At 63.8% G+C, this 25417-nt stretch carries 22 protein-coding genes; 7 read left to right on the top strand and 15 right to left on the bottom strand.

Features of this window, described 5'->3' with window-relative positions; translation table 11 throughout:
• A complete protein-coding gene (locus BCL93_RS08400) occupies positions 1 to 882 on the top strand; it encodes a hypothetical protein (protein WP_112054832.1) in 882 nt (293 codons plus the stop codon).
• Between the two features lie 161 nt (positions 883 to 1043).
• On the opposite strand, the gene guaD is transcribed toward BCL93_RS08400, so the two are convergent.
• The 4 genes from guaD to xdhA all read right to left on the bottom strand — a co-directional run bounded on the left by guaD (position 1044) and on the right by xdhA (position 7318).
• On the bottom strand, positions 1044 to 2396 hold the full coding sequence (gene guaD, locus BCL93_RS08395) for a guanine deaminase (protein ID WP_112054831.1): 1353 nt from the start codon (positions 2394 to 2396) through the stop codon (positions 1044 to 1046).
• 69 nt (positions 2397 to 2465) lie between these two features.
• On the bottom strand, positions 2466 to 3362 hold the full coding sequence (gene xdhC / locus BCL93_RS08390) for a xanthine dehydrogenase accessory protein XdhC (RefSeq protein WP_112054830.1): 897 nt from the start codon (positions 3360 to 3362) through the stop codon (positions 2466 to 2468).
• Positions 3349 to 5799 (bottom strand): xanthine dehydrogenase molybdopterin binding subunit, encoded by a 2451-nt coding sequence (gene xdhB / locus BCL93_RS08385; protein ID WP_112054829.1) that lies wholly within the window; start codon positions 5797 to 5799, stop codon positions 3349 to 3351. The genes xdhC and xdhB overlap by 14 nt, the downstream gene beginning before the upstream one ends.
• On the bottom strand, positions 5783 to 7318 hold the full coding sequence (gene xdhA, locus BCL93_RS08380; RefSeq protein ID WP_112054828.1) for a xanthine dehydrogenase small subunit: 1536 nt from the start codon (positions 7316 to 7318) through the stop codon (positions 5783 to 5785). Before xdhA ends, xdhB begins: the two co-directional genes overlap by 17 nt.
• 206 nt (positions 7319 to 7524) lie before the next feature.
• Between xdhA and BCL93_RS08375 the strand changes: the two genes are divergently transcribed.
• On the top strand, positions 7525 to 8205 hold the full coding sequence (locus tag BCL93_RS08375) for a TetR/AcrR family transcriptional regulator (protein WP_112054827.1): 681 nt from the start codon (positions 7525 to 7527) through the stop codon (positions 8203 to 8205).
• A gap of 171 nt (positions 8206 to 8376) precedes the next feature.
• The gene (locus tag BCL93_RS08370) at positions 8377 to 9123 is read left to right on the top strand and encodes a GntR family transcriptional regulator (RefSeq protein WP_112054826.1); all 747 of its coding nucleotides are present in this window, start codon (positions 8377 to 8379) and stop codon (positions 9121 to 9123) included.
• Here BCL93_RS08370 and BCL93_RS08365 read toward each other — a convergent pair.
• The 10 genes from BCL93_RS08365 to metG all read right to left on the bottom strand — a co-directional run bounded on the left by BCL93_RS08365 (position 9120) and on the right by metG (position 20288).
• The gene (locus BCL93_RS08365) at positions 9120 to 9938 is read right to left on the bottom strand and encodes a YdcF family protein (RefSeq protein ID WP_112054979.1); all 819 of its coding nucleotides are present in this window, start codon (positions 9936 to 9938) and stop codon (positions 9120 to 9122) included. The genes BCL93_RS08370 and BCL93_RS08365 overlap by 4 nt on opposite strands.
• Positions 9939 to 9995: 57 nt before the next feature.
• Entirely contained in the window at positions 9996 to 10634 is a 639-nt protein-coding gene (nth, locus tag BCL93_RS08360) for an endonuclease III (protein ID WP_112054825.1), read from the bottom strand.
• Positions 10635 to 10725: 91 nt separating this feature from the next.
• Positions 10726 to 11430, bottom strand: coding sequence for an electron transport complex subunit E (locus BCL93_RS08355; protein WP_112054824.1), 705 nt, complete (start codon positions 11428 to 11430; stop codon positions 10726 to 10728).
• Positions 11427 to 12179 (bottom strand): electron transport complex subunit RsxG, encoded by a 753-nt coding sequence (rsxG, locus tag BCL93_RS08350; RefSeq protein ID WP_258396163.1) that lies wholly within the window; start codon positions 12177 to 12179, stop codon positions 11427 to 11429. Before rsxG ends, BCL93_RS08355 begins: the two co-directional genes overlap by 4 nt.
• Complete coding sequence (locus BCL93_RS08345; protein WP_112054823.1) at positions 12176 to 13252, bottom strand: RnfABCDGE type electron transport complex subunit D; 1077 nt, start codon at positions 13250 to 13252, stop codon at positions 12176 to 12178. Before BCL93_RS08345 ends, rsxG begins: the two co-directional genes overlap by 4 nt.
• Positions 13249 to 15111 carry an electron transport complex subunit RsxC gene (gene rsxC, locus BCL93_RS08340; RefSeq protein WP_112054822.1) on the bottom strand — a complete coding sequence of 621 codons (1863 nt, stop codon included), beginning with the start codon at positions 15109 to 15111 and terminating at the stop codon, positions 13249 to 13251. Before rsxC ends, BCL93_RS08345 begins: the two co-directional genes overlap by 4 nt.
• Positions 15104 to 15739: an electron transport complex subunit RsxB gene (gene rsxB / locus BCL93_RS08335; RefSeq protein WP_112054977.1), complete on the bottom strand. Its 636-nt coding sequence runs from the start codon at positions 15737 to 15739 to the stop codon at positions 15104 to 15106. Before rsxB ends, rsxC begins: the two co-directional genes overlap by 8 nt.
• Positions 15740 to 15742: 3 nt before the next feature.
• Positions 15743 to 16333: an electron transport complex subunit RsxA gene (gene rsxA, locus BCL93_RS08330; RefSeq protein WP_112054821.1), complete on the bottom strand. Its 591-nt coding sequence runs from the start codon at positions 16331 to 16333 to the stop codon at positions 15743 to 15745.
• Between the two features lie 119 nt (positions 16334 to 16452).
• Positions 16453 to 18018, bottom strand: coding sequence for a sensor domain-containing diguanylate cyclase (locus tag BCL93_RS08325; RefSeq protein ID WP_112054820.1), 1566 nt, complete (start codon positions 18016 to 18018; stop codon positions 16453 to 16455).
• A gap of 203 nt (positions 18019 to 18221) precedes the next feature.
• Positions 18222 to 20288: a methionine--tRNA ligase gene (gene metG, locus BCL93_RS08320; RefSeq protein ID WP_112054819.1), complete on the bottom strand. Its 2067-nt coding sequence runs from the start codon at positions 20286 to 20288 to the stop codon at positions 18222 to 18224.
• A gap of 308 nt (positions 20289 to 20596) precedes the next feature.
• On the opposite strand from metG, the gene BCL93_RS08315 reads away from it, so the two are divergent.
• Complete coding sequence (locus BCL93_RS08315; RefSeq protein ID WP_112054818.1) at positions 20597 to 20866, top strand: hypothetical protein; 270 nt, start codon at positions 20597 to 20599, stop codon at positions 20864 to 20866.
• Between the two features lie 186 nt (positions 20867 to 21052).
• Here BCL93_RS08315 and BCL93_RS08310 read toward each other — a convergent pair whose 3' ends face one another.
• On the bottom strand, positions 21053 to 22258 hold the full coding sequence (locus BCL93_RS08310) for a GAK system CofD-like protein (protein WP_112054817.1): 1206 nt from the start codon (positions 22256 to 22258) through the stop codon (positions 21053 to 21055).
• A gap of 143 nt (positions 22259 to 22401) precedes the next feature.
• Here BCL93_RS08310 and BCL93_RS08305 point away from each other — a divergent pair, with 143 nt between their 5' ends.
• From BCL93_RS08305 to BCL93_RS08295, 3 genes are read left to right on the top strand one after another with little or no spacing between them, the layout of a single operon-like run.
• On the top strand, positions 22402 to 22914 hold the full coding sequence (locus BCL93_RS08305; RefSeq protein WP_112054816.1) for an NUDIX domain-containing protein: 513 nt from the start codon (positions 22402 to 22404) through the stop codon (positions 22912 to 22914).
• Entirely contained in the window at positions 22895 to 24538 is a 1644-nt protein-coding gene (locus BCL93_RS08300; RefSeq protein WP_112054815.1) for a phosphotransferase, read from the top strand. Before BCL93_RS08305 ends, BCL93_RS08300 begins: the two co-directional genes overlap by 20 nt.
• On the top strand, positions 24531 to 25415 hold the full coding sequence (locus BCL93_RS08295; protein ID WP_112054814.1) for a GAK system ATP-grasp enzyme: 885 nt from the start codon (positions 24531 to 24533) through the stop codon (positions 25413 to 25415). The genes BCL93_RS08300 and BCL93_RS08295 overlap by 8 nt, the downstream gene beginning before the upstream one ends.
• Positions 25416 to 25417: the final 2 nt, after the last annotated feature.

Here is a 25417-nt window from a genome sequence, read left to right as displayed (position 1 = left end):
ATGACGTCAGCTTCCCGGCAGGCCGTACTGTCGAAGCACCGCACCCTGGCAAGCCTGGGGCTCTTGGTGCTGGCGGCGCTGGCGTGGCTGCCGCTGCCCGAAACGCTGGCGGCAAGCACGCTCGATGCCACCCTCTCCAGTGCCTTCCAGAGCTTCGCCCTGGCCAAGGCATTGAATGCGGTGATTTCGGTGCTGCAATCGGTAACCGGGGACGCGCTGCTGGTGCAGATTCAGTTTGGCGAGGTGCTCGACCCGGCCAATGACATGGTCGAGCGTTTCTCCTGGGTGATGTTTGCCTCCACCGTATCGCTGGCGTTTCAGAAACTGTTGTTGGGTATCGCTGGCAGCTTGCCGGTCAAGTCGGTGCTGTCGCTTGGCTGCCTGGGGATGTTGACGGTGTTGCAGCTGGGCAAGCCGCGCTGGCGAGGTATCGCCGGGCGGCTTTTGATCGTCGCGGCCTTCCTGCGCTTCGCGGTGATCGCAGTGGCCCTGGCCAGCGCCGCCGTCGAAACGCTGTATATATCCGATACCCGGGAGGCGCTCTACGCCGAGCTCGAGCAGGATAAAGCGGTGCTCGAGCGAATCGCTGATCAGACGGCCCCTGGCGATGCGGTGGCCGGTGCCGATGATGCGCAAAGCGAGGATCAGGGCTGGTGGCAGGGCCTCAAGGAACGGCTGGGCAACGGCGTGAAAGACCGGGTTCAGGCGGCCATGGACCGTTTCGATGCCATGACCCAGAACCTCGTCGAGCTGACAATGCTGTTTCTCGTTCAGACCATGCTGCTGCCGCTGGGCTTTCTCTACCTCAGCTATCGCGGCGCACGTTACCTCGCCGCCGGGCTAGGTGCGCCTAGGCGACGCCTGTCCTCGCCAACTGACTAAGCGCCGAGACCAAGCGGCGAGGTTCAAGCACCGAGCGGCCTCGCGCCGCTCTTTTTCCTCGCCCCGATTGTCGTCTCGATTGTCTTCTCGATTGTCGTCTCGATGGCCGGCTGTGCCCTGCGCCGAGGCTCGTCGCGGGGCCTTTCCCTTCGATGCTCGACTCAGTGGCTGTCCCGCCGATGCACGCACTCGCCGCCGGCCCAGGTGGCGAAGACACTGCGATCATCGCCGAGCATCATCAGCGCGAAAAGAAGCTCTCCTAGCCTTGCTTGGTCGAGACTTCCCGTCTTGCCGATGCGCGTCGTGCGGCGCTCAAGCAGCGGCGTTGCCGCCGGATCCAGTACCACGATATCGGCCTCCTGGCCGGGTTGCAGGGCGCCGATGTGGCGATCGAGATGCAGGGCTCGGGCATTGCCAAGCGTCAGACGGTAGAAGCCCTGCCAGGCGGTCAGCGGCTGGCCGAGCAGTTGACCGACCTGATAGGCGGCCTTGAGGGTGGCGAAGCCACAGAGATCCGTGCCACCGCCGACGTCGCTGGCGAGGCTGGTGGCGAGCCCCGCCTCTCGGCATGCCAGCCGGTCGAAGAGGCCGCTGCCGAGGAAGAGGTTCGAGGTGGGGCAGAAGGCGATATTGGCGCCGGCCCCAGCCAGCCGCTCGCGCATGGGCTGATCCAGATGAATCCCATGGGCGAAGGTGCTGGTCGGACCGACCAGGCCATAGCGTTCATAGACCGCGAGATAGTCCTTTTCCTCGGGGAACAGCTCGGCGACCCAGGCGATCTCGCCGGCATTCTCGGCCAGGTGCGTCTGCAGGTGCAGGTCCGGCGCCGCCCTCAGGATGGCGCCGGTCGCGTCCAACTGGGCCGCCGTTGAGGTGGGCGCGAAGCGCGGGGTCAGCGAATAGCCGAGCCGGTCCTTGCCGTGCCAGTCAGCGATCAGCCGTTCGCTGTCGGCAACACCGCTGGCCACGCTGTCAGTGAGCGCCGCCGGGGCATTGCGATCCATCAGTACCTTGCCGGCCAGCATGCGCAGACCTCGACGCTGAGCGGCGGTGAAAAAGGCATCCACCGACTGAGGGTGCGAGCTGCAGAATACCTGTGAAGTGGTGGTGCCGGCTCGCAACTGTTCGTCGAGGAAGGCCTCGGCCACGGCCTCGCCGTGGGCGCGCTCGGCGAAACGACACTCCTCGGGGAAGGTGTAATCGTTGAGCCAGTCGAGCAGCTGGCGGCCGTAGGAGGCCAGGATATCGAGCTGCACATAGTGGACGTGGCTGTCGATGAAGCCAGGCATCATCAGCTTGCCGGCATAGTCCACCACCTCGATCCCAACCGGCAGGTGAGGTGCGAGCTCGTGATAGCTCCCCACGGCCCGTACCCGGCCATCCTCGAGCCAAAGGGCGCCGTCATGAAGGTAGGACAGGCTGCCCGGCGCGGGCCGGTCGTCTTCGCCCGGATCATCGAGAAGGCGCACCAGGGGGCCTCGCAGCACGCGCATGGTGGGGCGGGGGTCGGTCATGGGGAATTATCTCCAGCGATATTCAAAGACGTAGCGAGCTAAAGGGTAATCGAGGGCTAGAGTGAGCGCCTAGCGGTCCGGGCCGAAGGCCTGACGCAGCGTCTCGGGGACAATGCCGCGTCTATCCGGCTCATCAGGCCGAGCAGCTGCCAGCGTCATCAGTTCAGCTACCACGGCAAGGGCGATCTCGTAGGGGCGCTTGCCGTTTGCGCCGGCAATGCCGATCGGGCAGCGCACGCGAGCGATGTTGTCTGGATCATGGCCGGCCTCCATGAGCCGGCGCTTGAAGCTTGCCCACTTGCTGGCGGAGCCGATCAGGCCGATCGAGGCCAGGTCGTGACGCTTGAGCAGGGCATCGATGAGGGCGAGGTCCTGGCCGTGGTCATGGGTCATCACCAGAACATCGCTGCCCGGTGAGAGCGAGTGCACGGCGGCTGAGGCCGCTGCCGGTTCTGCCCCGCTTGAATGAAGCTTTAGACGCGGTGGCGCCGGCTCGCACTTGACCCATGGCGGGAAGGCATCGGGGCGGCTGTCGAACCAGTCCAGGCGCCAGGGCAGCGGGGTGATCAGATTCGCCAGGGCCTGGCCGACATGGCCGGCGCCGAACAGGGCGATTCGTCGCTCGGCGCCGGCGAAGGGTTCGATCAGCACGTGCACATAGCCGCCACAGCACTGCCCGGAGCGGCCGCCCAGAGGGAAGGCCTCGAGGCTTGGCGCAGTGTCGCCCCGCGTTAGGGCCTCCCGGGCGGCGGCGATCACCTGATACTCGAAGGTGCCGCCCCCCAGGGTATCGAAGCTGGTCTCCGGCGTGATGACCATCTTGGTGCCGGGCTCCCGGGGCGTTGAGCCGGCCGCGCCGACCAGGGTCGCCAGCACATGGGGCTGGGCGTCTTCCTGCAACCGATGCAGGGCGGTGTGCCAGTTAAGGTCATGCCCTTCCAGGGGGCGGGCGTCAGGCCGGGGCATGCTGATCGTCCTCCCGAGACTTGCCTGAGGTCTGCTCAGCGGCATGCTGGCGGAGGGCCTCAATGGCCATTAGCACCCGCTCCGGAGTGGCCGGCGTATCCAGCCGCGGGGACTGATGACCGGAGGGGGCAAGGCTAGAAAGCGCATCGCGCAGCGCCGACCAGACCGAGATCGCCAGCATGAAGGGTGGCTCGCCCACGGCCTTGGAGCGATAGATACTCGCTTGGGAGTTGGGGTGGCCCTCGAGTAGCTCGACGTTGAAGATCGCCGGCAGGTCACCGAAGGCCGGGATCTTGTAGGTGGCGGGGCCGTCGCTGAGTAGTCGGCCGGCGTCATTCCACTTGAGCTCCTCGCTGGTCAACCAGCCCATGCCCTGGATGAAGCCGCCCTCGATCTGGCCGATGTCGATCGCCGGGTTCAGGGAGTCGCCGACGTCGTGCAGGATATCCACTCGCGTCACCTGATACTCGCCGGACAGGGTGTCTACGGCGACCTCGCTGACCGCCGCGCCATAGGCGAAGTAGTAGAAGGGCCGGCCTTGGGCGGCCTCGCGGTCGTAATGGATCAGTGGCGTCGAGTAGAAGCCCTGTGCCGAGAGCGAGACGCGGCCGATATAGGCCGCCTGGACCAGCTCGCCCCAGGGGATGCGGTACTTTCCTTCGCCGTCGCCCGCCACCAGCATGCCGCCCTTCAGATGCAGGTCGTCCTGGTCCAGCCCGGCTTCGGGCCACAGGGCCTCGAGGGCAAAGGCGAATAGCCGCTCGCGCAGTTTGAGCGCCGCGTCCCGGGCCGCCTGGCCGTTGAGGTCGGCCCCGCTGGAGGCCGCCGTGGGCGAGGTGTTGGGCACCTTGTCGGTGCGGGTGGCGCTGATGCGCACGGATGACAGCTCGAGTCCCAGTTCCCGGGCCACCACCTGGCAGACCTTGGTGTGCAGGCCCTGCCCCATCTCGGTGCCGCCGTGATTGATCATTACGCTGCCGTCGGTATAGACGTGCAGCAGGGCGCCGGCCTGGTTGAGGTGCTTGGCGGTGAAGGAGATACCAAACTTCACCGGCGTCAGCGCCAGGCCGCGGCGGATGATCGGGCTTCGCGCGTTGTAGGCGCTGATCTCGGTGCGGCGCGCCCAATAGTCGCTGCTTGATTCGAGCTTTTCGATCAGGGTGTGCAGCAGATCGAGCTGTTCGACCTCCTGGCCATAGTGCGTCGTGGTCCGTCCCGGGCGATAGAGGTTGCGCTTGCGAATGCTCAGCGGGTCTTCGCCCAGGCGGTGGGCGATACCGTCCATCGCCTGCTCGATAAGCATCATGCCCTGTGGGCCACCGAAGCCGCGAAAGGCCGTATTCGAGGCGGTATGGGTGCGCGCCCGATGGCCGGTGACACGCGCCGCGCCCAGGGAATAGGCGTTGTCGGCGTGGAACATGGCCCGGTCGACGATCGCCTCGGAGAGATCCGGTGAGTAGCCGCAGTCACCGACCAGGGTCATGTCGCCGCCCTGGATCACGCCGTCGTCATCTACCGCCAGCCGATAGCGGCTGTGAAAGGGGTGGCGCTTGCCGGTGAGGCGCATGTCATCGCCCCGGGACAGCCGCAGGCGAGCCGGGCGCCTGGTGCGCCGGGCGATCAGCGCGGCGATGCAGGCCCAGGGCGAGGCCTGGGTCTCCTTGCCGCCAAACCCACCGCCCATCCGGCGTACCTCCACGGTCACCGCATGGAAGGGAATGCCCAGTACCTCGGCGACCAGCTTCTGGGTCTCGCTGGGGTGCTGGTTCGAGGTATGAACCACCACGCCTTCGTCCTCGCTGGGGGTCACCAGACAGGCCTGGCCTTCCAGATAGAAGTGCTCCTGGCCGCCGATAAACTGCTCGCCCTCGACGACATACAGCGACTCCTCGAGAACGCGCTGCCAGTCGCCGGACTGCTGGACGTGAGTGGGGCGCACCACGTCGTTCTTCGCGGCAGCGGCCACCGGGTCGAGGCTCGCCGGCTGCTCGTCGATCTCGATGATCGCGGCCCTGGCGGCGCGGCGTGCAGCGTCATGGCTCTCTGCGGCCACTGCAAACAGGCACTGGCCGGCGTAGCTGATCTCGTCCTCGACGAAGATCGGGTCGCCGGGAAAGACCGGGCCGATGTCGGTGTGTCCCGGCACATCACGGATCGTGATGACATCGACCACGCCCGGCATGGCCCGCACCGGGTTCAGGTCGAGTCGCTCAAGACGGCCATGGGCCACTGGCGACAGGCCGAGGGCAATATGCAGTGCGTTGGCCGGTGCCGGCAGGTCGTCGATGTAGGCCGCCTGCCCGGTGACATGCTTGATGGCGCTCTCATGCTGCTGCGCCGCCTTGGCATCGACGTTCTTGGCATCGAAAGCCGTCGCGTCGCCAACCGAATCCGGTGAGGAAGCAGAAGCGGAAGATAGCCTAGTTAGCGTACGCATCGAGAGTCACCTCTACAGCCGGGGTGTCTGGGGTGTCCGCCTTCTGCGAAGCGGCGGTCACGATCTTGAGCCGCAGGCGCTCGAGCAGGTTGGCGGCGGCGAGGCGGCGATAGGCGCTTGAGCCACGCACGTCGCTCAACGGCTGGAAATCCTCAGCGAGCGCCTGCCTGGCGGCGGCGAAGACCGCCTCGGACGGTGACTGCCCTTCGAGTGCGGCCTCGGCGCCCTGGGCACGGGCGGGAATCGCCGCCATGCCGCCGAAGGCCAGTCGAACGTCGCGGAGTCGACCATCCTCGAGCTGCCAGCTGAAGGCGCCGAGGACCGCGGAGATATCGTCTTCACGGCGTTTGGAGAGCTTCCATACCTTGAGCTGGCGTCCTTCGGGCAGCCAGGGCAGCCGGATCTCACGCAGGACTTCCTGCGGGGCGAGCGCCGTCTGGCGGTAGTCGAGGAAGAACGCCTGAGCCGGCAGTTCGCGGGAGCCTTTGGGCCCGTCAAGCACCAGGGTGGCATCCAGAGCCAGCAGCACCGGTGGGCCGTCGCCAATGGGAGAGGCGTTGGCAACGTTGCCACCCAGAGTCGCGCGATGGCGGATCTGCGAGGAGGCGAAGCGATGCAGCAGTCGGGCAAAGGCCGGAAAGTGCGCCTCGAACAGCGGCTCGAGTCGGGCATAGGTCACGGCGGCGCCGATATGCAGCCCCTGGTCGTGTTCCTCGAGCACTTGGAGCTCGGCCACGTGGCGCAGATCGATCAGCTCAGGCAGTGCCTTGAGCTGCTGGGTGCGCTCGAGCCACAGGTCGGTGGCGCCGGCGACCAGGCGTGCCTCGGGGCGGTTGCGGCGCAGGTCGAGTAGGGCCGCGAGGCTCGCCGGCTGATGATACTTCCCTTCGCCAGCTTGGCCGGTGCACGGTGTGCTTCCCATGTCGCTCTCATGCCGGGCGCTGGCCGCTACGCTCGCGGGGAGGCTTTTATCCTCGGCCCAGGCGGCTTGGTGCTCATTGGCCGGGTAGGCCAGCATGGCCTGGGCGGCATCGCGGATCGGCCGGTAGCCGGTGCAGCGGCACAGGTTGCCTCCCAGGGCGGCCTCAAGGCGTACTTGAGAGAAGGGGGCCAGCGAGGCGTGCTGGCGCCCGGCCTCATGGAGGGTGCTCTCATAAAGGGTAAACAGCGACATCACGATGCCCGGGGTGCAGAAACCGCACTGACTGGCGTGGCAGTCGACCATGGCGGCCTGAGCGGGGTGCAGGGCATCGCCCCTGGCGAGGCCTTCGACGGTGACCAGGTGACAGCCCTTGAGCTGATGGGCCGGCAGAATACAGGCATTGGCATTGTGATAGCGAAGACCGCCATGTCCGTCTGGCTCGCCGATCGCCACGGTGCAGGCGCCGCAGTCGCCGGAGGCGCAGCCTTCCTTGGTGCCGGTGGCGTTGAGGCGCGTGCGAAGCAGCTCCAGCACGCTGGTGTCTGCAGGAAGGCCGGCAAGCGACCGGGGCTCGCCGTTGAAATGGAAGTCGATCATTGCGCGGTTCCAGGTTGTTATTGTTGGAACGTTTTCTTTCTTGACCAAATGGTCAAGATGATCAAAGGTTGGCGCAAAGCGCCCGACAGTGCAAGAGCTGAGATGTGGCCGTTGCCGGCTTCCGGTGGCTGCGGCAAGCTGAGTGCCTGGCCCTGGCTGATGCATGCCTTGGCCGATAGTTTCCTGATCCTACCTTGAGACCTGCGATGACGGTGATTTCCGAGGTCGGCAGCCCGCCGATCAGCTCTAGTGCCAGCTCCAGCGCCGGGGAAAGCGAAGCCTCGGCGATTCGCCAGCGCAACGAGGAGACGATTCTCGAGGCCGCCGAGGCGGTCTTCGCCCAGCACGGCTATCGGGGCGGCAGCGTGCAGGCGATTGCCGAAGCGGCGGGGCTGCCCAAGTCCAATGTGCTCTATTACGTGGGTAGCAAGCGGCGACTCTATGTGGCGCTGCTTGAGCGCATGATGGCGCGCTGGAACGCCATGCTTGACGACATCAGCGTCGAGGATGATCCGGCCGAGGTGCTGGAAGCCTTCATCCGCAGCAAGATGGCGCTGACCCGGGCGCACCCACGAGGCTCGCGTCTGTTCGCCGCCGAGGTGCTCGGCGGCGCGCCTTTTCTACAGGACTACCTGCGCGGTGAGCTGCGCGATTGGGTGCAGACACGGGCCAGGGTCTTCGAACAATGGGCCGAGCGGGGGTTGATGGACCCGGTGGACCCGGTCTGGCTGATTTTCCTGATCTGGTCGGCGACTCAGCACTATGCCGACTTCGAACCCCAGGTGCTGGGTATTACCGGGCGCGAGGCATTGAGCGAGCAGGACTACCAGGAGATCACTGACTTCCTGTGTCGGCTGATCCTCAAGGGCTGTGGTGTTCGCCGCTAAGCTGACCCGCTATACAGTGCCGGTATACAATGGCGGCCCGGTCAGGTGGTCGCCAAGGCCACTTCAGTTCACTTGGACGTTGTGACGTTTAGGTTTTCAATTTAGGCGGTGGCTTTTCAATTCAGACAGTGGCGCGCTTTTAGCGGGGCGTGACCCAGGCGGACGGCGAGTATGGGCGGCAGTTGGCAGCACGAGCGGTATGGAAGCAATACCCCGGTGGGCAGTCGCGTCAGCGATGAACAGATCGTCGAACAGGTCCGGCGGGCGGTGCTGACGCAGCGCCTGCCACCGGGCACCCGGCTGCCTGAGGTGGCACTGGGAGAAGCCTTCGGCGTTAGCCGCTCGGTGGTGCGCAAGGCGCTGACCCGGCTGGTTGCCAACCATGTCGCGGTACAGCGGCCCAATCAGGTGGCGCGGGTGGCGTCTCCCGATGTCGACGAGACCCGCGAGATATTCGCCGCGCGCCGCCTGATCGAGGGCGAGGTGGTGGCGTTGCTGACCGGCACCTTACCGCCTGCGGTGCACCAGCGTCTCGCGGCCCTGGCCGAAGCGGAGAAGGCCGCCTTTACTCGAGGAGACGAGGAGCGGCGCATCGAAGAGTCGCTGGCCTTCCATCATTGCCTGGCCGAGCATTCCCCCAACCGCACCCTGGGTGCCATGCTTCGCGAGCTGATCCTGCGAACCTCCATCGTCATCGCGCTTTACAAGCCGTCGGACCTGGCGTCCTGTTATCTGGAAGGCGATCATGACGACCTGCTGGCGCAGCTGGTCGCGGGGCAGCCCGATGCCGCCCGTGCCAGGGTGCAGATGCACCTGAGCTCCCTCGAGGCGTTGCTTGATCTTCACGCCCCAAGCGGCGCCATTGACCTCGGCGTCCTGTTCGGCCGCAGCCACTCACTCAGCCGCCGGGACGCTTAGGCGCCGGTCGACTCAGTCTCGGCCTCGGTCCAGTCACTAATGATCTCGTCGCGCAGTCCCACTACGTCATTTGTCAGCCATTCGCGAATCTCAAATACGCCCCGCCCAAGCCACTCATGTAGGGCCTGGGTGCTCTGGCGCAGATGGTAGGCGCGGGGCAGCCAGGCCCACAGGCCGTCAGGTGGCGGGCTGGCAAATTCGGTGGGGGCGGGCAGGACGCTGAGCCCCGCTTCCTCGAACTCGAGCACGGCGCGGGGTAAGTGCCAGGCCTGGGACACCAGCGCTACCCGATGGATGCCTTCCTGTTTGAGCACTGCCGCACTGTAGCGCGCATTTTCCGCCGTATTACGGCTTTGGGTTTCCGCCCAGGTGGGCTCCAGCCCAAAGCTGTCCCTTAGCGCCAGTTTCATTAGCGTGGCCTCGGCGCGCGCCTCGTCATGCATCCGTCCGCCACTGACCATCAGGGGCAGGTCACTTTGCCGGTGCAGGCGTGCGGCATAGGCGAGGCGGCGCCAGGTTGCGTTGTTGGGGGCGTCCCCCCAGCCGAACTCGGGGCTCTGATAGTCACGGCCGCCGCCCAGCACCACAATGGCCTGGGTCGAGTCAAGCGCGTCCTGCGTCACTGCCGAGTAGGGTTCCAGACCGGCCCGCAGCCAATGGCTCGCGGTGGGGGTGGCCAGCCACAGCAGGCCGCCCACGCCGAGAACCAGCATGATCCCCCCCAGCCAGGGCAGGCGGCGCCAGAAAATCAGTCCCAATACGCCCAGCAGTACGTTGATGAAGGGGGGCAACAGCAGGTACTTGAGCCAGGTCATGGGCATCCCTAGAGATCATGGTGGTGGAGTGACGCGCCGCCGGGAAGTGACGACGACTCAGCCGATATCCACTTTATCGGCAAACTCGCATAAATCCTCAATCACGCAGCTGCCACATCGCGGCTTGCGTGCCACGCAGGTATAGCGGCCGTGCAGGATCAGCCAGTGGTGGGCATCCTGCCGGAACTCCCGGGGCACATGGCGCATCAGTTTCTTCTCGACCTCCAGCACGTCCTTGCCGGGCGCGATGCCAGTCCGGTTCGAGACCCGGAAGATATGGGTGTCGACGGCGATGGTGGGCTGACCGAAGGCGGTATTGAGGATCACGTTGGCGGTCTTGCGGCCCACTCCGGGCAGCGCTTCCAGGGCCTTGCGGGTGGTTGGCACCGCGCCATCGTGGCGGTCGACCAGCAGCTGGCAGGTCTTCATCAGGTTCTCGGCCTTGGTGTTGTAAAGGCCGATAGTCTTGATGTGCTCCTTGAGGCCGTCCAGTCCCAGCGCGAGGATTGCCTCGGGGGTGTTGGCCTCCGGGAAGAGCCGTGCAGTGGCCTTGTTGACGCCGACATCGGTGGCCTGAGCCGACAGCAGCACCGCGGCGAGCAGCTCGAATGGCGTCTCCCAGTTGAGCTCAGTGGTCGGCTCGGGAATGTGCTCGCGCAGGCGGGTGAATATCTCGTGACGTTTATGGGCGTTCATGAGGGTTCCGTTGTCATATTCCAGCGGGTCGGTGGCCGTCGTCGCGACGTCTGTCGTTGTGATGTCTGTCGTTGTGATGTCTGGCGAGGGCTTAGCGGATGGTGCCAGTGACCCTGACCCGCCGACTCTCGGTGGGGCTCTGTGGTAGGTGTGTCGCACGAAGACGCGCCTGCCGGTCATCGATCAGGTTCTTCAGGGCGATCAGCAGTCCCGTGGCGAAAAAGGCGCCGGGAGGGAGCACGAGGAACAGGAAGTCGTAGTCGGGGAAGACGGTGATGCCCCAATTGGCGGCGACCGGCCCGAGTAGCAGGTCCATCTGGGTGAAGAGGGTGCCCTGGCCGAACAGCTCGCGCACCGCGCCCAGTACTACCAGCACGGCGGCGAAGCCGAGCCCCATCATCAAGCCATCGGTGGCCGCCGGCAGCACCGGATTCTTGGCCGCGAAGCCGTCGGCACGTCCAAGGATCGCGCAGTTGGTGACGATCAGCGGAATGAAGATGCCGAGTATCTGGTGCAGCTCATAGGTGTAGGCCTGCATCAGCAGGTCGGCGCAAGTGACGAAGGCGGCGATGATCATCACGAACGCCGGCAGGCGCACCGTGTCAGGCACATGATGGCGGATCAGTGACACCGAGACGTTGGAACCGACCAGTACCAGCAGAGTGGCGAGCCCCAGGCCCAGGGCATTGACCACGCTGCCGCTGACGGCGAGCAGCGGGCACAGGCCCAGCAGCTGCACCAGCGCCGGGTTGTTGGCCCACAGGCCGTTGCGGGCGAGTTCATTGAACTGGCTCATGGTGTCTCTCCCTGCTGCTCGGCGTTGGGATTCGGTGTGTCGGGCATGTCGCCAAACAGGCGCTCATGGTGATCGCGCACATAGCCAAGGGTGTGATGCACCGCCTCTACCACGGCGCGGGGGGTGATGGTGGCGCCGGTGAAGGCGTCGAAGTCGCCGCCGTCCTTGGTTACCGCCCAGCCGTTGGGGCCGGGATCACTGAGGCTGTGTCCGGCGAAGTCCTCAATCCAGCCGCTCTTGCGCGACTCGATGGCATCGCCAAGCCCTGGCGTCTCCTGATGGCGAGTCACCCGCACCCCGCTGATGAAGCCTGAATCGGTGATGCCTACCAGTAGGTCGATGTCGCCGCTGTAGCCGTTGGGGGCGATGACCGGCAGCACCACTGCGGCGGTGTCGTCTTGGCTGCCTTCTCGCGTGGCCCGCCAGGCGGTGAAGGGAGCGGTCTGGCCCAGCGCCGGGCTCGCCGGCAGGGTGAAGGCAGACTCGATCAAGCGCTCGATATCAAGGTCGGCCAGCGCCTCGGGCAGCACCTCTGTCAGCTGGCCGTGTTGGCTTGCCAGGCGGTTATCCGCGATGCGCTCGGCGGTCAACGCACGAGTACCGGCGACGATGCCTGCGGTGAGCATGGCAAAGAGCCCCAGGCCCACGGCACCCCTCAGGATGGCGCGACGCATTGGCTTGCCAGGAGTTGCCTGGTGGTGGGGAACATCGTTGTTTGGCGCATCGTTGCGATGAGAGGGCGCGCTCACGGTGCCTCCTCGTCGTCGAGTCTTGTGACCTTGATGCCTCGATTGGGCCGGGCATGGCCCTGAGTGCGAGGCTGGGTATAGTAATCGATGAAGGGCACGGTGAAGTTCATCAGCAGCACGGCGAAGGCCACCGCATCCGGGTAGGCGCCGGCATCGCGAATCAGCATCACCAGCACGCCAATGCCGGCACCATAGTAGAGCTTGCCCTTGCGGCTGGTCGCCGCGCTGACCGGGTCGGTGGCGATGAAGAAGGCGCCGAATACGGCAGCCCCATTCAGCCAGTGAAAGGCCGGCGAACCGTGGTGACTGGGGTCGACGGCATAAAGGAAGGTGGCGAGCAGGCCCATGGCCGTGAGCATCGACAGCGGGATTTGCCAGCCAATCAGGCGTTTGTAGAGAAGCAATGCGCCCCCGGCGAGCCACGCTAGCGCCACATCGCGCCAGGCCGCCTGGGTGCCTTCGGGTAAGGGATTCGAGGCCCAGAACTCGCTTGCGAGCATGGTGTCTGGCTTGTGTTTGAAGGCGTCCAGCGGGGTGGCACCGCTCCAGGCATCCGGGGCGAGGCCGCCTTCTATTCCTGTACCGGTGACGCGGGCCAGCAGCTCGCCAAATGACAGCCCGTCCGGGCCTAGCAGCCCATGGGGCGCGCCCCATTGCGTCATGGCCGCCGGAAAGCTGATCAGCAGCAGTGCATAGCCCACCATCGCGGGGTTGAAGGGATTCTGGCCCAGGCCGCCATAGAGCTGCTTGGCGACGATGATGGCCGCCACCATGCCGACCAGGATCAGCCATAGGTTGGTGCCTGGCGGCAGCGAGGCGCCGAGCAAGACGCCGGTCACCAGGGCACTGTTGTCGGCAAGCACCGGGCGGACCGCTCGACGGCGCAGCCGCATCACCAGTGCCTCTAGACCGGCGCCGAAGGCGGCGGCGAGCAGCACATTGGAAAGCACGCCCAGGCCAAAGTGCCAGGTGAGGGCGGCGATGCCAGGCAGGGTGGCCAGCAGCAGCCAGGTCATGACCCGGCCCGTGTCGGTGGGCTGTCGGCTCACCTGGCTTTGATGCATCAGGCTCATTTGGTGTGCTCCTGATCGGGGGCCGGTGACCCCGTTTGTTGGGCAGCCTCATTGGCGGTGTCCGCAGCGGCATTCTTGGCCGCGGCCAGACGCGCCTCGACGGCGGCGAGATTCTCCCGAGCAGTGGCAAGCTGCACCTCGAGATCCTCAATTTCGCCATCACTCTGCCCCTGGTGCTGACTCTTGTTGCCCGGCGATTGGCTGACCCGGGCGAGGACTTTTTCGGCCTTGCGCACGGCGGCCTTGGCCGCGGCCTGGGCGATGCGCAACGACTTGAGATCGGCCTCTGCAGCCGACGGCGTATTCGGAGAAGACGCTGTCGCAGCTTGTGGCGAGCCCGCTTGGCTCTTGCTCGACTGGCTATTGCTGGGCTGGCTCTTGCCAGGTCCGGCGGCACTGGAGCCGGGGCGTTTGTTGGCCTGAAGGCGTGACTGGCGCCGGGCTTGTTTCTCGGCAGCCTCACGTTCGATGCGGGCCTGACGAAACTCGAAGCGATGCTTCGCATGCTCGGCCTTGCGAGCCTCGAAGGCGTGGGCGCGGATCTCGCTTTTGGCGGCGCGATAGTAATCCACCAGCGGGATGTGGCTCGGGCAGACGAAGCTGCAGGCGTCGCATTCGATGCAGTCGAAGAGGTTGAACAGTTCTGCCTTGTCATGCTCCCGGGACTTGGCGAACCAATAGAGCTGCTGGGGTAGCAGGCTGGCGGGGCAGGCTTCTTCGCAAGCGCCGCAGCGAATGCAGGGCTGCTCGACGGGCGCTGTTGGCAGTTCATCGAGAGTGGCGGCAATCAGGCAGTTGCTGGACTTGACCAACGGCAGGTCGAGGCGCGAGAGCTCCATGCCCATCATCGGCCCGCCCATCACCAGCCGGGCCAGCCGGGCCTCATCGAGGACGGCGGCGGCGAGCAGTTCGTGCATCGACGTACCCAGGCGCGCCTCGACGTTGCCGGGGCGGTTCAGGGCCTCACCGGTGAGCGTAACGATGCGCGAGACCAGCGGGCGCCCGTCGCGCACCACCTGCAGAGCAGCACGCAGGGTGCCGGGATTGTGGCAGAGCACGCCGACATCAGCCGGCAGGCCGCGGCTTGGCACTTCGCGATCAAGCAGCCGCTTGATCAGCTGCTTCTCGCCGCCGCTTGGATAGCGGGGGGGGAAGGCCTTGAGAGTGATTTCGACGGTTTCCGTCTTGGCGGCCTTGATGGCCCTGTTCAAGGCCGTTATCGCCTCGGGCTTGTCATCTTCGATACCGATGATGATGCGCTGGGCGCCGCTCAGCTTCGCTATCAGCTGTGCGCCTTCCAGCACGTCGGCGGCATGCTCACGCAGGGTCATGTCATCGGCGCTGATATAGGGCTCACACTCGGCGGCATTGACGATCAGGGTGTCGATGGCGTGACGCTCGCGCACCCGAGCCTTCACCTGGGTGGGGAAGCCCCCGCCACCCAGGCCCACCACGCCGGAGGCGTTGAGGCGGGCGTGCAGGGTGTCGTCATCGGCGCTTCGCCAGTCGAGTGATGGCAGCAGCGCCCAGTCGTCGCGGATGCCGTCGCCCTCGATAACGATGCAGGACTCATTGAGGCCTGCGGGATGTGGCACCGGATAGGGTTCGATGGCGATGACCTCGCCGGTGATGCTGGCATGCACATCGGCGCTGATCAGGCCCTGGGCTCGGGCCACCCGGGTACCAGTGTTGACGCGCTCGCCCACTGCAACGCAAGGCTCGGCAGGTTGGCCGACGTGTTGGCCAAGCGGCAGCATCACCCGACGGGGCAGGGCGGCTTGGACGATGGGGCGCTGGGTGGAGGCTTCCTTGCGCGCCGGAGGATGAATGCCGCCGGGGAAGTCGAAGGCCCTAGCCATGGGTGGCCTCCTTTCGTGGTGCGTGGGGCGGCTGTGTCCGGTCACTGGCAATCAGCAAGGCCGTCGGGCGATGGCCGGGACCGGCAGGCAGCGGTGGCTGCCAGGCGTCGATGTCGTCATCGCGTGGGATCATGTCAATGCAGTCCACCGGGCAGGGGTCCAGGCATAGATCGCAGCCGGTGCATTCGTCGGCGATCACGGTGTGCATGTGCTTGGCGGCGCCGAGAATTGCGTCGACCGGGCAGGCCTGAATGCACTTGGTGCAGCCGATGCACTCGTCTTCGCGGATATAGGCGACCCGCGGCGCGTCCTGCGGCTCGCCGTCCAGTGGCGTGGCCTCACGGCCCAGCAGGTCGGCCAGAGCGGCGATGGTGGCGTCGCCGCCGGGCGGACACTTGTTAATCACATCGCCTTGGCTGATCGCCTCGGCGTAGGGCTTGCACCCGGGGTAGCCGCACTGGCCACACTGGGTCTGGGGCAGCAGGGCGTCGATGCGCTCGACCACCGGGTCGTCCTCGACGCGAAAGCGCTCCCCGGCATAGCCGAGCAGGGCCCCGAAGGCGACCGACAGGCCGGCGAGAGCGAGGATGGCGGCAAGCATGCCGTGGTCGTTGATCCATTCCAGCATCATTCAGCCCTGCCCCACCTGCACGAGCCCCGAGAAGCCCATGAAGGCCAGCGACATCAGGCTCGCCGTGACCATGGCGATGGCGGCGCCGCGGAAGGGGCGGGGTACATCGGCCACCGCCAGACGCTCGCGCATGGCGGCGAACAGCACCAGCACCAGCGAGAAACCCAGCGCAGCACCGAAGCCGTAGAGGGCGGCTTCCATGAAGCTCGACTGACGATTGAGTGACAGCAACGCAACGCCCAGCACCGCGCAGTTGGTGGTGATCAGCGGCAGGAAAATGCCCAGCACCTGATAAAGCAGCGGGCTTACCTTTTTCACCATCAGTTCGGTGAACTGCACAATCACCGCGATCACCATGATGAAGGCAATGGTGCGTAGGTACTCCAGCCCCAGCGGTGCCAGCAGATAATGAAAGGTCAGGTAGCTTGCTACCGAGGACAGCGTCAGCACGAAGGTGGTGGCCAGCGACATACCCATCGCTGATTCCAGCTTGTTGGAGACGCCCATGAAGGGACAGAGACCGAGAAACTGCACCAGCACGAAATTGTTGACCAGCGCCGTGCTGACCAGGATCAGGAAATAGTGGGTCATAGCCCGCCCATGCAGCGAGAAGTGGATAACCTAGATGGGCGCCGTCGAGCATCGACGACGTCAAAGCGAGGATTATAGCGCGGGGGGAGGGCGCGTCATACCGGGCCGCCCATCAGCCGTTATGCCCAGTCGAGATCTTTGGATGCTACGACCTGGTTGCGTCCTGAATCCTTGGCGGCGTAGAGGGCCTGATCGCCGGCCTCGATGAGCTGCTCGGTGCTCAGAGTCTCGGCAGGAGTGCTGCAGGCAACGCCGGCGCTGATGGTCACTACTTTTCCCGAGTGTGGAATCCCCAGTGCCTCGATGTCAGCCCGCAGACGGTTGGCCGAGTCGACGGCGGTTTCCTGAGAGGTGTTGGGCAGCACTGCCATGAATTCCTCGCCCCCGGTGCGTGCTATCAGCTGTTTAGGATGATGGAAATGTGCGCTCATCACCTTGGCTAGCGCCTGCAGACAGGCATCGCCAGCCGGGTGGCCATACTGATCGTTGAAAGCCTTGTAGTGGTCGATGTCAATGACCATCAGGGCTGTCGGCTGCTTGCGTCGCTTATTGGTCTTCATCGACGTTGCCAGATGGTCATCGAAGCGACGCCGGTTGGCCAGGCCGGTAAGGGGGTCCCGTTCGGAGAGCTCGACCAGTTCAGCCCGCTGCTGACGTTGAAACTCGAGCAGTTGCTGGAATTGACGAGCCAGAATGCCTATTTCGTCGCGCCGTTTCAGGAGGGATGCGGGGACATCGGTGCGCTCCGGGCGCCGAACTTGACGGGTAAAGATCGCGAATAGTCGAAGCGGGTTCAGCACCACGCGCTCGAGCATCCACAGCACCAAAAGCAACAGCAGTACCACCAGGCTCAGAGTCCATGAGAGCCCGAGGTTCATGGCTTCGATGCGATTGTTGAGGCGCTGGCGCGGCAAATCGACATCAATGGAGAGTTGCTCGCCTCTTGGGGCCGCCGAGATGAGTCGGCTGGCACGCATGGTCTCGTCGTCGAGGCGTTCCAGCTTGAGCGGCTGCTCTCCATCTGTCGAGTGTTGCACCTTGATCGCCAGGCCCGTGCTGTTGTGTAGCTTGGATAGCCATTCATCGCTCATCGGACGCACCATGGCGAGCCAACCCTTGAGGGGGCCGCTACCGTCGCTGTGCAGGATGGGCTGAACGCTGACCAGAGCCTTCTGAGGGTATGCCTGTAGCCAGGTCAGGCCTTCCTGTGCTGGGTTGTCCGCGATGCGTGCCCTCAAGGTTTCGAGGAAGGGGTGGGCCCAATGGCACTGCGTATCGAGGGCGGCGCATCCCTGATGCTCCCCGCTCATTGGGTCAATGCCGCTCAACCAGTAAAGCTGACCTGACGGCCTCATGAAGGCGATCATGCTGAGGTCGGCATCTTTGAAGATGGATACATCGTTTAGATTGGATGCCAGAAAATGCTGATTGCCGTCGCGCATGAACTGGTAGCTGTCATCCCATGTGGCCCAGTCCGTGCTGAGCACTTCCAGATGGAGCATTTCATTGTCGATGGCGCGCTGGGCTCGATCGAGAGCCTCACGGGCCTGCGTGGATTCATCCTCGAGTAATTCCGGCATGAGGGTGAAGCGGGTGAACGCGACCAGAACCACCAGCGCAATGATCAACAACCCAAGCAAGGCGAAGACAAAACGGTAACGCAGAGAATGCAGTGCTGAGAGCATGAGTGTTCCATCAGGTTGGCGTCCAGGCACTGGCAGCCTGTCATGTCGCCTGAGTGATCAAAGGATGCTTGGGTAGATAACCGTGTATCGGCTGATTCGGCGTTTGCTTGAATGCCTGATGGAGGGGGAAGTGAAAAAAACGCGCAGCCTTGGCTGCGCGTTTTGACTGCTGGACGAAGCGAGCCTGCGTCTCAGGTCATTCTTCAGGTCACACGCTGGCCCGGCTCGGCACCGGCATGTGGCTCCAGAAGGTAGATGCCCGCGTTCTTGTCAGAGGGCGTGCCGGCCGCCAGCACCATGCCTTCGGAGACGCCGAAGCGCATCTTGCGCGGCGCCAGGTTGGCTACCATTACGGTCAGGTGCCCCTCGAGGGCTTCCGGCGCATAGGCGCTGCGGATGCCGGAAAAGACGGTGCGGGTCTCGCCGCCCAGATCCAGGGTCAGCTTGAGCAGCTTGTCGGCGCCCTCGACGTACTCGGCCTTGGCGATTCGGGCGATGCGCAGATCGACCTTGCTGAAGTCCTCGAAGCCGATTTCCTCGGCGATCGGGTCATCGGCCAGCGGCCCCTTGGCAGTCTCCTTCATCTTCTTTTCCTCGGCGAGGTCTTCTTTGGAGGCCTCGATCATGCCATCGATCTTGTCGCGCTCGATGCGTGTCATCAGCGGCTTGAACTTGGCAATGTCGTGATCCAGCAATACCTCGTGGCGGCTCTCCCAGTGAAGCGACTCGAGCTGCAGGAAGGCCTTGGCATCATCGGCCATCTTGGGTACCACCGGGGCGAGATAGACCATCAACTGACGGAACAGGTTGATGCCCACCGAACAGATGTCGAGAACTTCCTGCTCGCGGCCTTCCTGCTTGGCGAGCACCCAGGGCTCGGCCTCGGCGATATAGGTATTGGCCTCGTCGGCGAGCTCCATGATGCGGCGCATGGCGCGGCCGAATTCGCGGGCCTCGAACTCTTCGGCGATGGCGTCGCCGGCGGCGATGAAGCGAGCCACTAGTTCAGGTTCTGCGCAGTGGGGGCTGAGCTGGCCGCCGCCGAGCTTCTTGACGAAGCCTGCACAGCGGCTGGCGATATTGACCACCTTGCCCACCAGGTCCGCGTTGACCCGCGCGGCGAAGTCCTCGAGGTTGAGGTCAAGGTCATCGACCCCGGCGGTCAGCTTGGCGGCAAAGTAGTAGCGCAGGTATTCGGGGTTGAGATACTCGGCGTAGGTGGCGGCCTTGATGAAGGTGCCCCGAGACTTGGACATCTTGGCGCCGTTGACGGTGACGAAACCGTGGCAGTTGACCGCGGTGGGGGTACGGAAGTCGGCGCCGTGCAGCATGGCCGGCCAGAACAGGGCGTGGAAGTAGACGATGTCCTTGCCGATGAAGTGATAGATCTCGGCATCGGAGTCCGGCTGCCAGTAGCTGTCGAAATCCAGTCCTTCGCGCTCGCAGAGGTTCTGGAAGCTGGCCAGGTAGCCGATCGGCGCGTCGAGCCATACATAGAAGTACTTACCCGGTGCATCGGGGATCTCGAAGCCGAAGTAGGGCGCATCGCGGGAGATATCCCACTCGTTGAAGCCGGATTCGAACCATTCCAGTAGCTTGTTGCGGATCTGCGGCTGCACATGGCCGTCATTGATCCAGCCCTGCATGAAGTCGGCGAAGTCAGGCAGCTTGAAGAAATAGTGGGTCGAGCTTCTCACCTCGGGGGTAGCGCCAGAGATCGCCGAGACGGGATCGATCAGTTCTGCCGGGGTATAGGTCGCGCCACAGGCTTCGCAGTTATCGCCGTACTGATCATCGGTCTTGCACTTCGGACAGGTGCCCTTGATGAAACGGTCAGCAAGGAACAGGCCCTTGACCGGGTCATACATCTGCTCAATGTCACGGGTCGCGATATGGCCCTTGTCGCGAAGCCGGGTGTAGATCAGCTCGCTGAAATGGCGATTCTCCGGCGAGTGAGTCGAGTGATAGTTGTCGAACCCCACGCCGAAGCGGGCGAAGTCGTCCTGGTGGTCGCGGGAGACACGCTCGATCAGGGCCTCAGAGGTGATGCCTTCCTGTTCGGCGCGCAGCATGATGGCGGTGCCATGGGCGTCGTCGGCGCAGACATAGTGACACTGGTGGCCCCGACTTTTCTGAAAGCGCACCCAGATATCGGTCTGAATGTATTCCAGCAGATGGCCCAGGTGGATCGCGCCGTTGGCGTAGGGCAGGGCGCTGGTGACCAGGATCTTGCGCGAATGGCTTGCGGAGTTCGACGCGGAATTCGACATAGTGGCGCGGGGTTCCCGTAACGTAGTGCGTGAGGGACGAAGAGGCTTCGTGTGGGCAGCGGCCGCCGCTGCCGGGCATCGTCCCTGACGTGATGACCATGAAATCAGCCAAAGATTGTAGCATTTTCGCCGCTGCCTGCATCCGCCGTTGGTGTCGGTGAAGGGCGACGTTTGGCCTGCCTCATGCAAGGGGGTAGAGTCATTTCACGTTGCCCTAGGCGACGTCCATGGATTCAGGTCGTGCCCGGCAAACTCATCGCTCTAACGTCACGCATGGCTCAGTGATCTTTCACATGAGGACAATACGTATGCGTTTCACTCCTATCCTGCCCCTGCTGGCGCTGACTACCCTGATCGCCGGCTGTGCCGGCAGTGCCATCGCGCCCAACTACACCAGCCAGAACCCCGATATCATGCGCATCGGCAACGAGCGCCCGGCGGATCCACAGGTCAAGACCGAAAACCTCGGCTCCTACTGCGTCAAGGTCACCGAGACCTGGAGCGAGCAAGGCAAGACGCCGGACGGTAAGACGCTGTGGGCGTTGGACACCCAGCGTAACGTGGTGCCCTGTAACTGAGGCCCGCCGGTTCGCTACCCATCAACCCGCTATCATGATCGAGGGCCCGCGGCGCATTGCGCCGCGGGCTTTTTTATAGGCGCCTTGTGGTAGACCTCTTTTTACAGGTGTCTTGCCTGCACGTTTGCTATTGCGGGATGTTGAAATGCCCCTGTGCTATGAGCCATCACATGGCCCCTAAGATAGTCAAACCAGTGACAGCAGAGCGCAGGTCAGCAGGTCATTGTCGTAATAGGGCGCGCTGTCTTCGCTGATCAGTCGGGTATCGATCATCGTGATGCCCCGTTCGGCCCAGCGTTCGGCCAGTTCTTCGATCGACAGGTCCGATGCATAGTCGCCGCGCCGGCTGTCGAGGAGCACGAAGTTCAGAAGCTCGCCGGTCGGGGTGATTTCGCCGGCATCGAGGCGCAACTGGTCCAGCAGCGTATCGAGCTGGCGCTCAAGGCTCATGCCGAGCTGCTCGGGATCGACCCCGGTATTGGGAATGAACACCTTGGGGCTGGCATTGTCGCGGATTGCCTGGCCCACGCCTGCCGGCAGCAGGTTGGCGATCAGGCTCGAGAAGAAACTGCCGGGTGGAAAGCAGATCAGCTCTGCCGACGCGATCAGTCGACGGTTCTTCTCGCGCAGTTTGGCGGTAACGGGAACATGAGCATCCGGCTGCCGGGATAGCCCGAGGCGGACAATCGGCGAGCTGAGCGGCGCTACCTCCTTGCCGGTGAGCCGGTGTTGTCCGAGCAGGGTTTCGCCGTTTTCCAGTTTGGCCGCCAGATGATAATCCCGGTTGACGATGGCCCGCACGGTGCCGCGCACATGCACCAGCTTGGAGAACAGGAAAATGATCGGGTCCAGATGCTGATGATTGTTGAGGTAGCCGCCGGCCAGAATCAGGTTGCCGATGCTAGCCCCGCGCAGGTCGAAGTCGTCTGGCTTGGCGGCGCAGAAATAGCCAAGCTGGTGGCGAATCAGCTTGCGCATCGGATTGGCGATGTCGCGCATCAGCGCATCGCTGCCATCGGCCAATGCCGCCAGCATCTGCTCCAGCTCCTTGGGTGACTGGTCCTTGGGCAGGCGGTACTGGAATAGTCGGTAGACCTCTGGATGGCCAAGTATCGAGTCGTCGGCCAATGCCATCAGGCGACTGCGCAGGTCACCGATGGCCGGCATACGAAACGCATCGCGTAGCTTGGCGGAACTGCCGCCGGAGTCGAACGGTGTGACCAGGTGAATCGAGTTATGGGTATAGTGCTGCAGGTTCTTGGATAGGCCGTTGAGTGCCGACCCTCCGCTGAAGAAGAGCAACCGTGGGCCGAGTTCGGGCGTCTTTTGGCAGCGCCGGATCCGTAACGGGTCCGGCACCTGGGCACTGCGTGTGACCCTGATATTGATCATCTTGGCGTCCTGAAGCGTGGCTCTTCCGTGAATTTCAACGATCATCCACGCCATATCTGTCAAGTCAATGACTGTAACCAGCGGTTCATGGAGTTGATGATATGCTTTTTGCAGACATGTGAATCGTGATCAGCAAGGACCCTATGTCCGATCTACTTCCTGACCTACTTCCCGACCTACTACCTGAGGTGCGCAACACGGCACGTGCGCTGATCTTGCGCGATCATCAGGTGCTGCTACTGCTCAAGCAGGGTGGGCGTTATGCCCTGCCTGGGGGCGCACAGGACACAGGGGAAGCCCTCGAAGACGCGTTGCAGCGCGAGTGCCTTGAAGAGATCGGTGCCCACGTCGACGAGCCGGCGCTAGTGACGGTATGCGATGTGTTCAAGCGCAAGGACACCCTGCCGCCCAGTCGGTGCCATCTGGTGGATTTCATCTTTCTTTGCAGGCTGCCCGCCGACTATGTTCCCGGCAACGGGCCTCGGCCGGACAAGCGTCAGCTGGACGTTTGCTGGGTCAATGTGGAAGCACTCCCTGAGCTGACGTTTACCCCTGAATACCTCTCTACCTGGTTGCCGCCGCTGATTCGCGCCGCCGAGCAGGGCTCAACCACTGTGGCTTATGCCGGCGCATTTCATGACGACCCGACCGCCTAAAAGTATCCAGGACAATCTGCGTTTCCTTTGCGTTGAAGTGGACTCGCAGTTGGCCAGCTTCCAGCAGTTCTTCGAGACGCCTACCACGGCCATTGCTCATCGACTTCTCGATCGCCGTGGCTATGCCTATAACCTCAAGATGCGCATTCATGGCGACTGCATGAAGCGGCTGTCGGCCAAGAAGCACCGGCGGGCCAGTCCGCCGCAGATGCTTCGCAGTATCGAACTCATCGCCACCGATCTTGAGCGCCTCACCGAGCTTACGCGGGACTGCATCAAGCAACTACAGGAGGTCGACGACCTGGCAGGGCTCGAACCGCAGGCGCTGCGCACCATGGTGGAAAGCATTCGTAGCGGCATTCAGCTCGTCGAACCGGCGATAGGCGAGAACGATACGCCCTTGGCCCTGCGGCTAGGGCAGTTGCAGCACGGCCTCGAGGAAGACTATCGACTGCGTCTAGCGAGCTATGTTGCTGCCCTGAAGAAAAAGGATAATACCGAGGAGCTGACGCGAGGCCTCTTCGTCGCCCATGCCATTCGCCAGATGGCGGCGACGCTTCTGCACATCAGCGAAGTGATCATCTCGGCCAACCTCGGTCAGCCGGTCAACTTCGAGCGCTATCACTCCCTGCAGTCGCTGATCGATAAGATGGGTACCCATGATGAAGCGCTGCGCATCGAGCCGCTGGCGGAGACGCGCTCGGGCAGTGCGATTTCCGGTATTCGCTCGCCGGATGACCAGAGCAACGGCTACGTCGCCATCTTCAAGGACGGCGTCAAGCGCAAGGTCAAGGAAGAGCGTCAGGGCGTCGAAAGCTGGCACGAGATCTATCCGGGCCTGGCGCCGAAGATTCTGTCCTATCAGAAGCGGGGGCAATCCGCGGCCCTGCTCATTGAGCATCTGCCGGGCTTTACTTTCGAGCACTTGCTGCTCAACGAGTCGTCCGAGCTGGTCGATGAGGCAGTGAAGTACTTGACTCGCACGCTGCGCTCGGTATGGCAGGAGACCTATACCCCCGAAAGCGTGGCCGCACGCCATATGCAACAGCTTCAAAAGCGCCTGGACGATGTCTACAAGATTCACCCCGAGTTTTACCAGGGCGACTTGCGCCTGTGCGGCGTCAACCTGCCCGCTTTTGACACGCTGGTCGAGCAGGCCAAGGCACGCGAAGCGTCGCTGGTGGCACCTTTTGCGGTTTATATCCATGGCGACTTCAACGTCGACAATATCATCTATGACCCGCTGGAGAAGCGAATCAACTTTATCGATCTGCACCGCTCCAGTTACATGGATTATGTGCAGGACGTCTCGGTGTTCATGGTCTCCAACTACCGGCTGCAGATCATGGATGCACCGCTGCGTCAGCGCATCATGCAGGTAGCCATGGAGGTCTATCGGGTGGCACGTCGCCATGCAAACCGACAGCAGGACACGACCTTCGAGCTGCGCCTGGCGCTGGGGCTGGCACGTTCATTTGCGACCTCTACCCGCTTCATCCTGGATAAGTCACTGGCCCGCAGCATGTTCCTGCGCGCCCGCTTCCTGATTGAGACGGTGCTGGCGGCGGATATCGACAAGGCCGACAAGTTTAGAATTCCCCTGAAGGAGATCTTCGTTGACTAACCCCAAAATTGGCGTGGTCGGTATTCCGGGCAAGTGGTCTACCGAGGTGCTGGCCGATGCCGTCGAGGCGCGCACCGGGAGCCGCCTTACGATCGACATGGCCAAGGTCGCCCTCGACCTGAGCAGCGGCGCCTTGCGCTTCCAGGGGCAAGACCTAGGTGAGCTGGATGCCCTGATCGTCAAGAAGATCGGCGGCGAGTATAGCCCCAATACGCTCGACCGGCTGGAGTTGCTGCGCATGGCAGAGGCCAGAGGGGTCAAGGTATTCAGCGGTGCTGAAAATATCCTGCGCTTGATCAATCGGTTGAGCTGCACCATCAGCTTGCGCCAGGCCGGCATTCCGATGCCGGAAACGCTGGTCACCGAAGATGTCGATCAGGCCTTGGCGGCGGTTCGCGAGTATGGGGAGGCCGTGTTCAAACCGCTATTCTCCACCAAGGCGCGCGGCATGTGCGTGATCAAGGCCGATCAGCCCAAGCGCGAGCTGCGCCGTGAGATTGAGGCATTCCGCCGCCACAATCCGATGATGTATCTGCAGCGCAAGGTCGCACTGCCGGGCCGCGACCTGGGCATGGTGTTCCTCGCTGGGCGCTATCTGGGGACCTACGCACGGGTCTCTCAGAGCGATACCTGGAACACCACCATCCACAGTGGTGGCCGCTATGCTGCCTATGAGCCGCCCGAGTCGATGATTGAGCTGGCCCAGCGTGCCCAGGCGCCGTTTGGCATGGACTTCACTACCGTCGACGTGGCCGAGACACCGCAGGGGCCGATCGTTTTCGAGGTCTCGGCATTTGGTGGTTTTCGCGGAGCCCTCGAAGGAGCGGGCATCGATGCGGCGGCAGCCTACACCGACCACGTACTGGCCTCACTATGATT

This window comes from Onishia taeanensis (genome assembly GCF_003268885.1).
GTDB lineage: Bacteria > Pseudomonadota > Gammaproteobacteria > Pseudomonadales > Halomonadaceae > Onishia > Onishia taeanensis_A.
Note: the sequence above shows the minus strand (reverse complement) of the source record. Positions and strands in the feature narration are given on the sequence as shown.

Excerpts from the sequence above, each read along its gene's own strand:
- BCL93_RS08400 (WP_112054832.1), top strand. The coding sequence starts at position 1 with ATGACGTCAGCTTCCCGGCAGGCCGTACTGTCGAAGCACCGCACCCTG.
- guaD (WP_112054831.1), bottom strand. The coding sequence starts at position 2,396 with ATGACCGACCCCCGCCCCACCATGCGCGTGCTGCGAGGCCCCCTGGTG.
- xdhC (WP_112054830.1), bottom strand. The coding sequence starts at position 3,362 with ATGCCCCGGCCTGACGCCCGCCCCCTGGAAGGGCATGACCTTAACTGG.
- xdhB (WP_112054829.1), bottom strand. The coding sequence starts at position 5,799 with ATGCGTACGCTAACTAGGCTATCTTCCGCTTCTGCTTCCTCACCGGAT.
- xdhA (WP_112054828.1), bottom strand. The coding sequence starts at position 7,318 with ATGATCGACTTCCATTTCAACGGCGAGCCCCGGTCGCTTGCCGGCCTT.
- BCL93_RS08375 (WP_112054827.1), top strand. The coding sequence starts at position 7,525 with ATGACGGTGATTTCCGAGGTCGGCAGCCCGCCGATCAGCTCTAGTGCC.
- BCL93_RS08370 (WP_112054826.1), top strand. The coding sequence starts at position 8,377 with ATGGGCGGCAGTTGGCAGCACGAGCGGTATGGAAGCAATACCCCGGTG.
- BCL93_RS08365 (WP_112054979.1), bottom strand. The coding sequence starts at position 9,938 with ATGACCTGGCTCAAGTACCTGCTGTTGCCCCCCTTCATCAACGTACTG.
- nth (WP_112054825.1), bottom strand. The coding sequence starts at position 10,634 with ATGAACGCCCATAAACGTCACGAGATATTCACCCGCCTGCGCGAGCAC.
- BCL93_RS08355 (WP_112054824.1), bottom strand. The coding sequence starts at position 11,430 with ATGAGCCAGTTCAATGAACTCGCCCGCAACGGCCTGTGGGCCAACAAC.
- BCL93_RS08345 (WP_112054823.1), bottom strand. The coding sequence starts at position 13,252 with ATGAGCCTGATGCATCAAAGCCAGGTGAGCCGACAGCCCACCGACACG.
- rsxC (WP_112054822.1), bottom strand. The coding sequence starts at position 15,111 with ATGGCTAGGGCCTTCGACTTCCCCGGCGGCATTCATCCTCCGGCGCGC.
- rsxB (WP_112054977.1), bottom strand. The coding sequence starts at position 15,739 with ATGCTGGAATGGATCAACGACCACGGCATGCTTGCCGCCATCCTCGCT.
- rsxA (WP_112054821.1), bottom strand. The coding sequence starts at position 16,333 with ATGACCCACTATTTCCTGATCCTGGTCAGCACGGCGCTGGTCAACAAT.
- BCL93_RS08325 (WP_112054820.1), bottom strand. The coding sequence starts at position 18,018 with ATGCTCTCAGCACTGCATTCTCTGCGTTACCGTTTTGTCTTCGCCTTG.
- metG (WP_112054819.1), bottom strand. The coding sequence starts at position 20,288 with ATGTCGAATTCCGCGTCGAACTCCGCAAGCCATTCGCGCAAGATCCTG.
- BCL93_RS08315 (WP_112054818.1), top strand. The coding sequence starts at position 20,597 with ATGCGTTTCACTCCTATCCTGCCCCTGCTGGCGCTGACTACCCTGATC.
- BCL93_RS08310 (WP_112054817.1), bottom strand. The coding sequence starts at position 22,258 with ATGATCAATATCAGGGTCACACGCAGTGCCCAGGTGCCGGACCCGTTA.
- BCL93_RS08305 (WP_112054816.1), top strand. The coding sequence starts at position 22,402 with ATGTCCGATCTACTTCCTGACCTACTTCCCGACCTACTACCTGAGGTG.
- BCL93_RS08300 (WP_112054815.1), top strand. The coding sequence starts at position 22,895 with ATGACGACCCGACCGCCTAAAAGTATCCAGGACAATCTGCGTTTCCTT.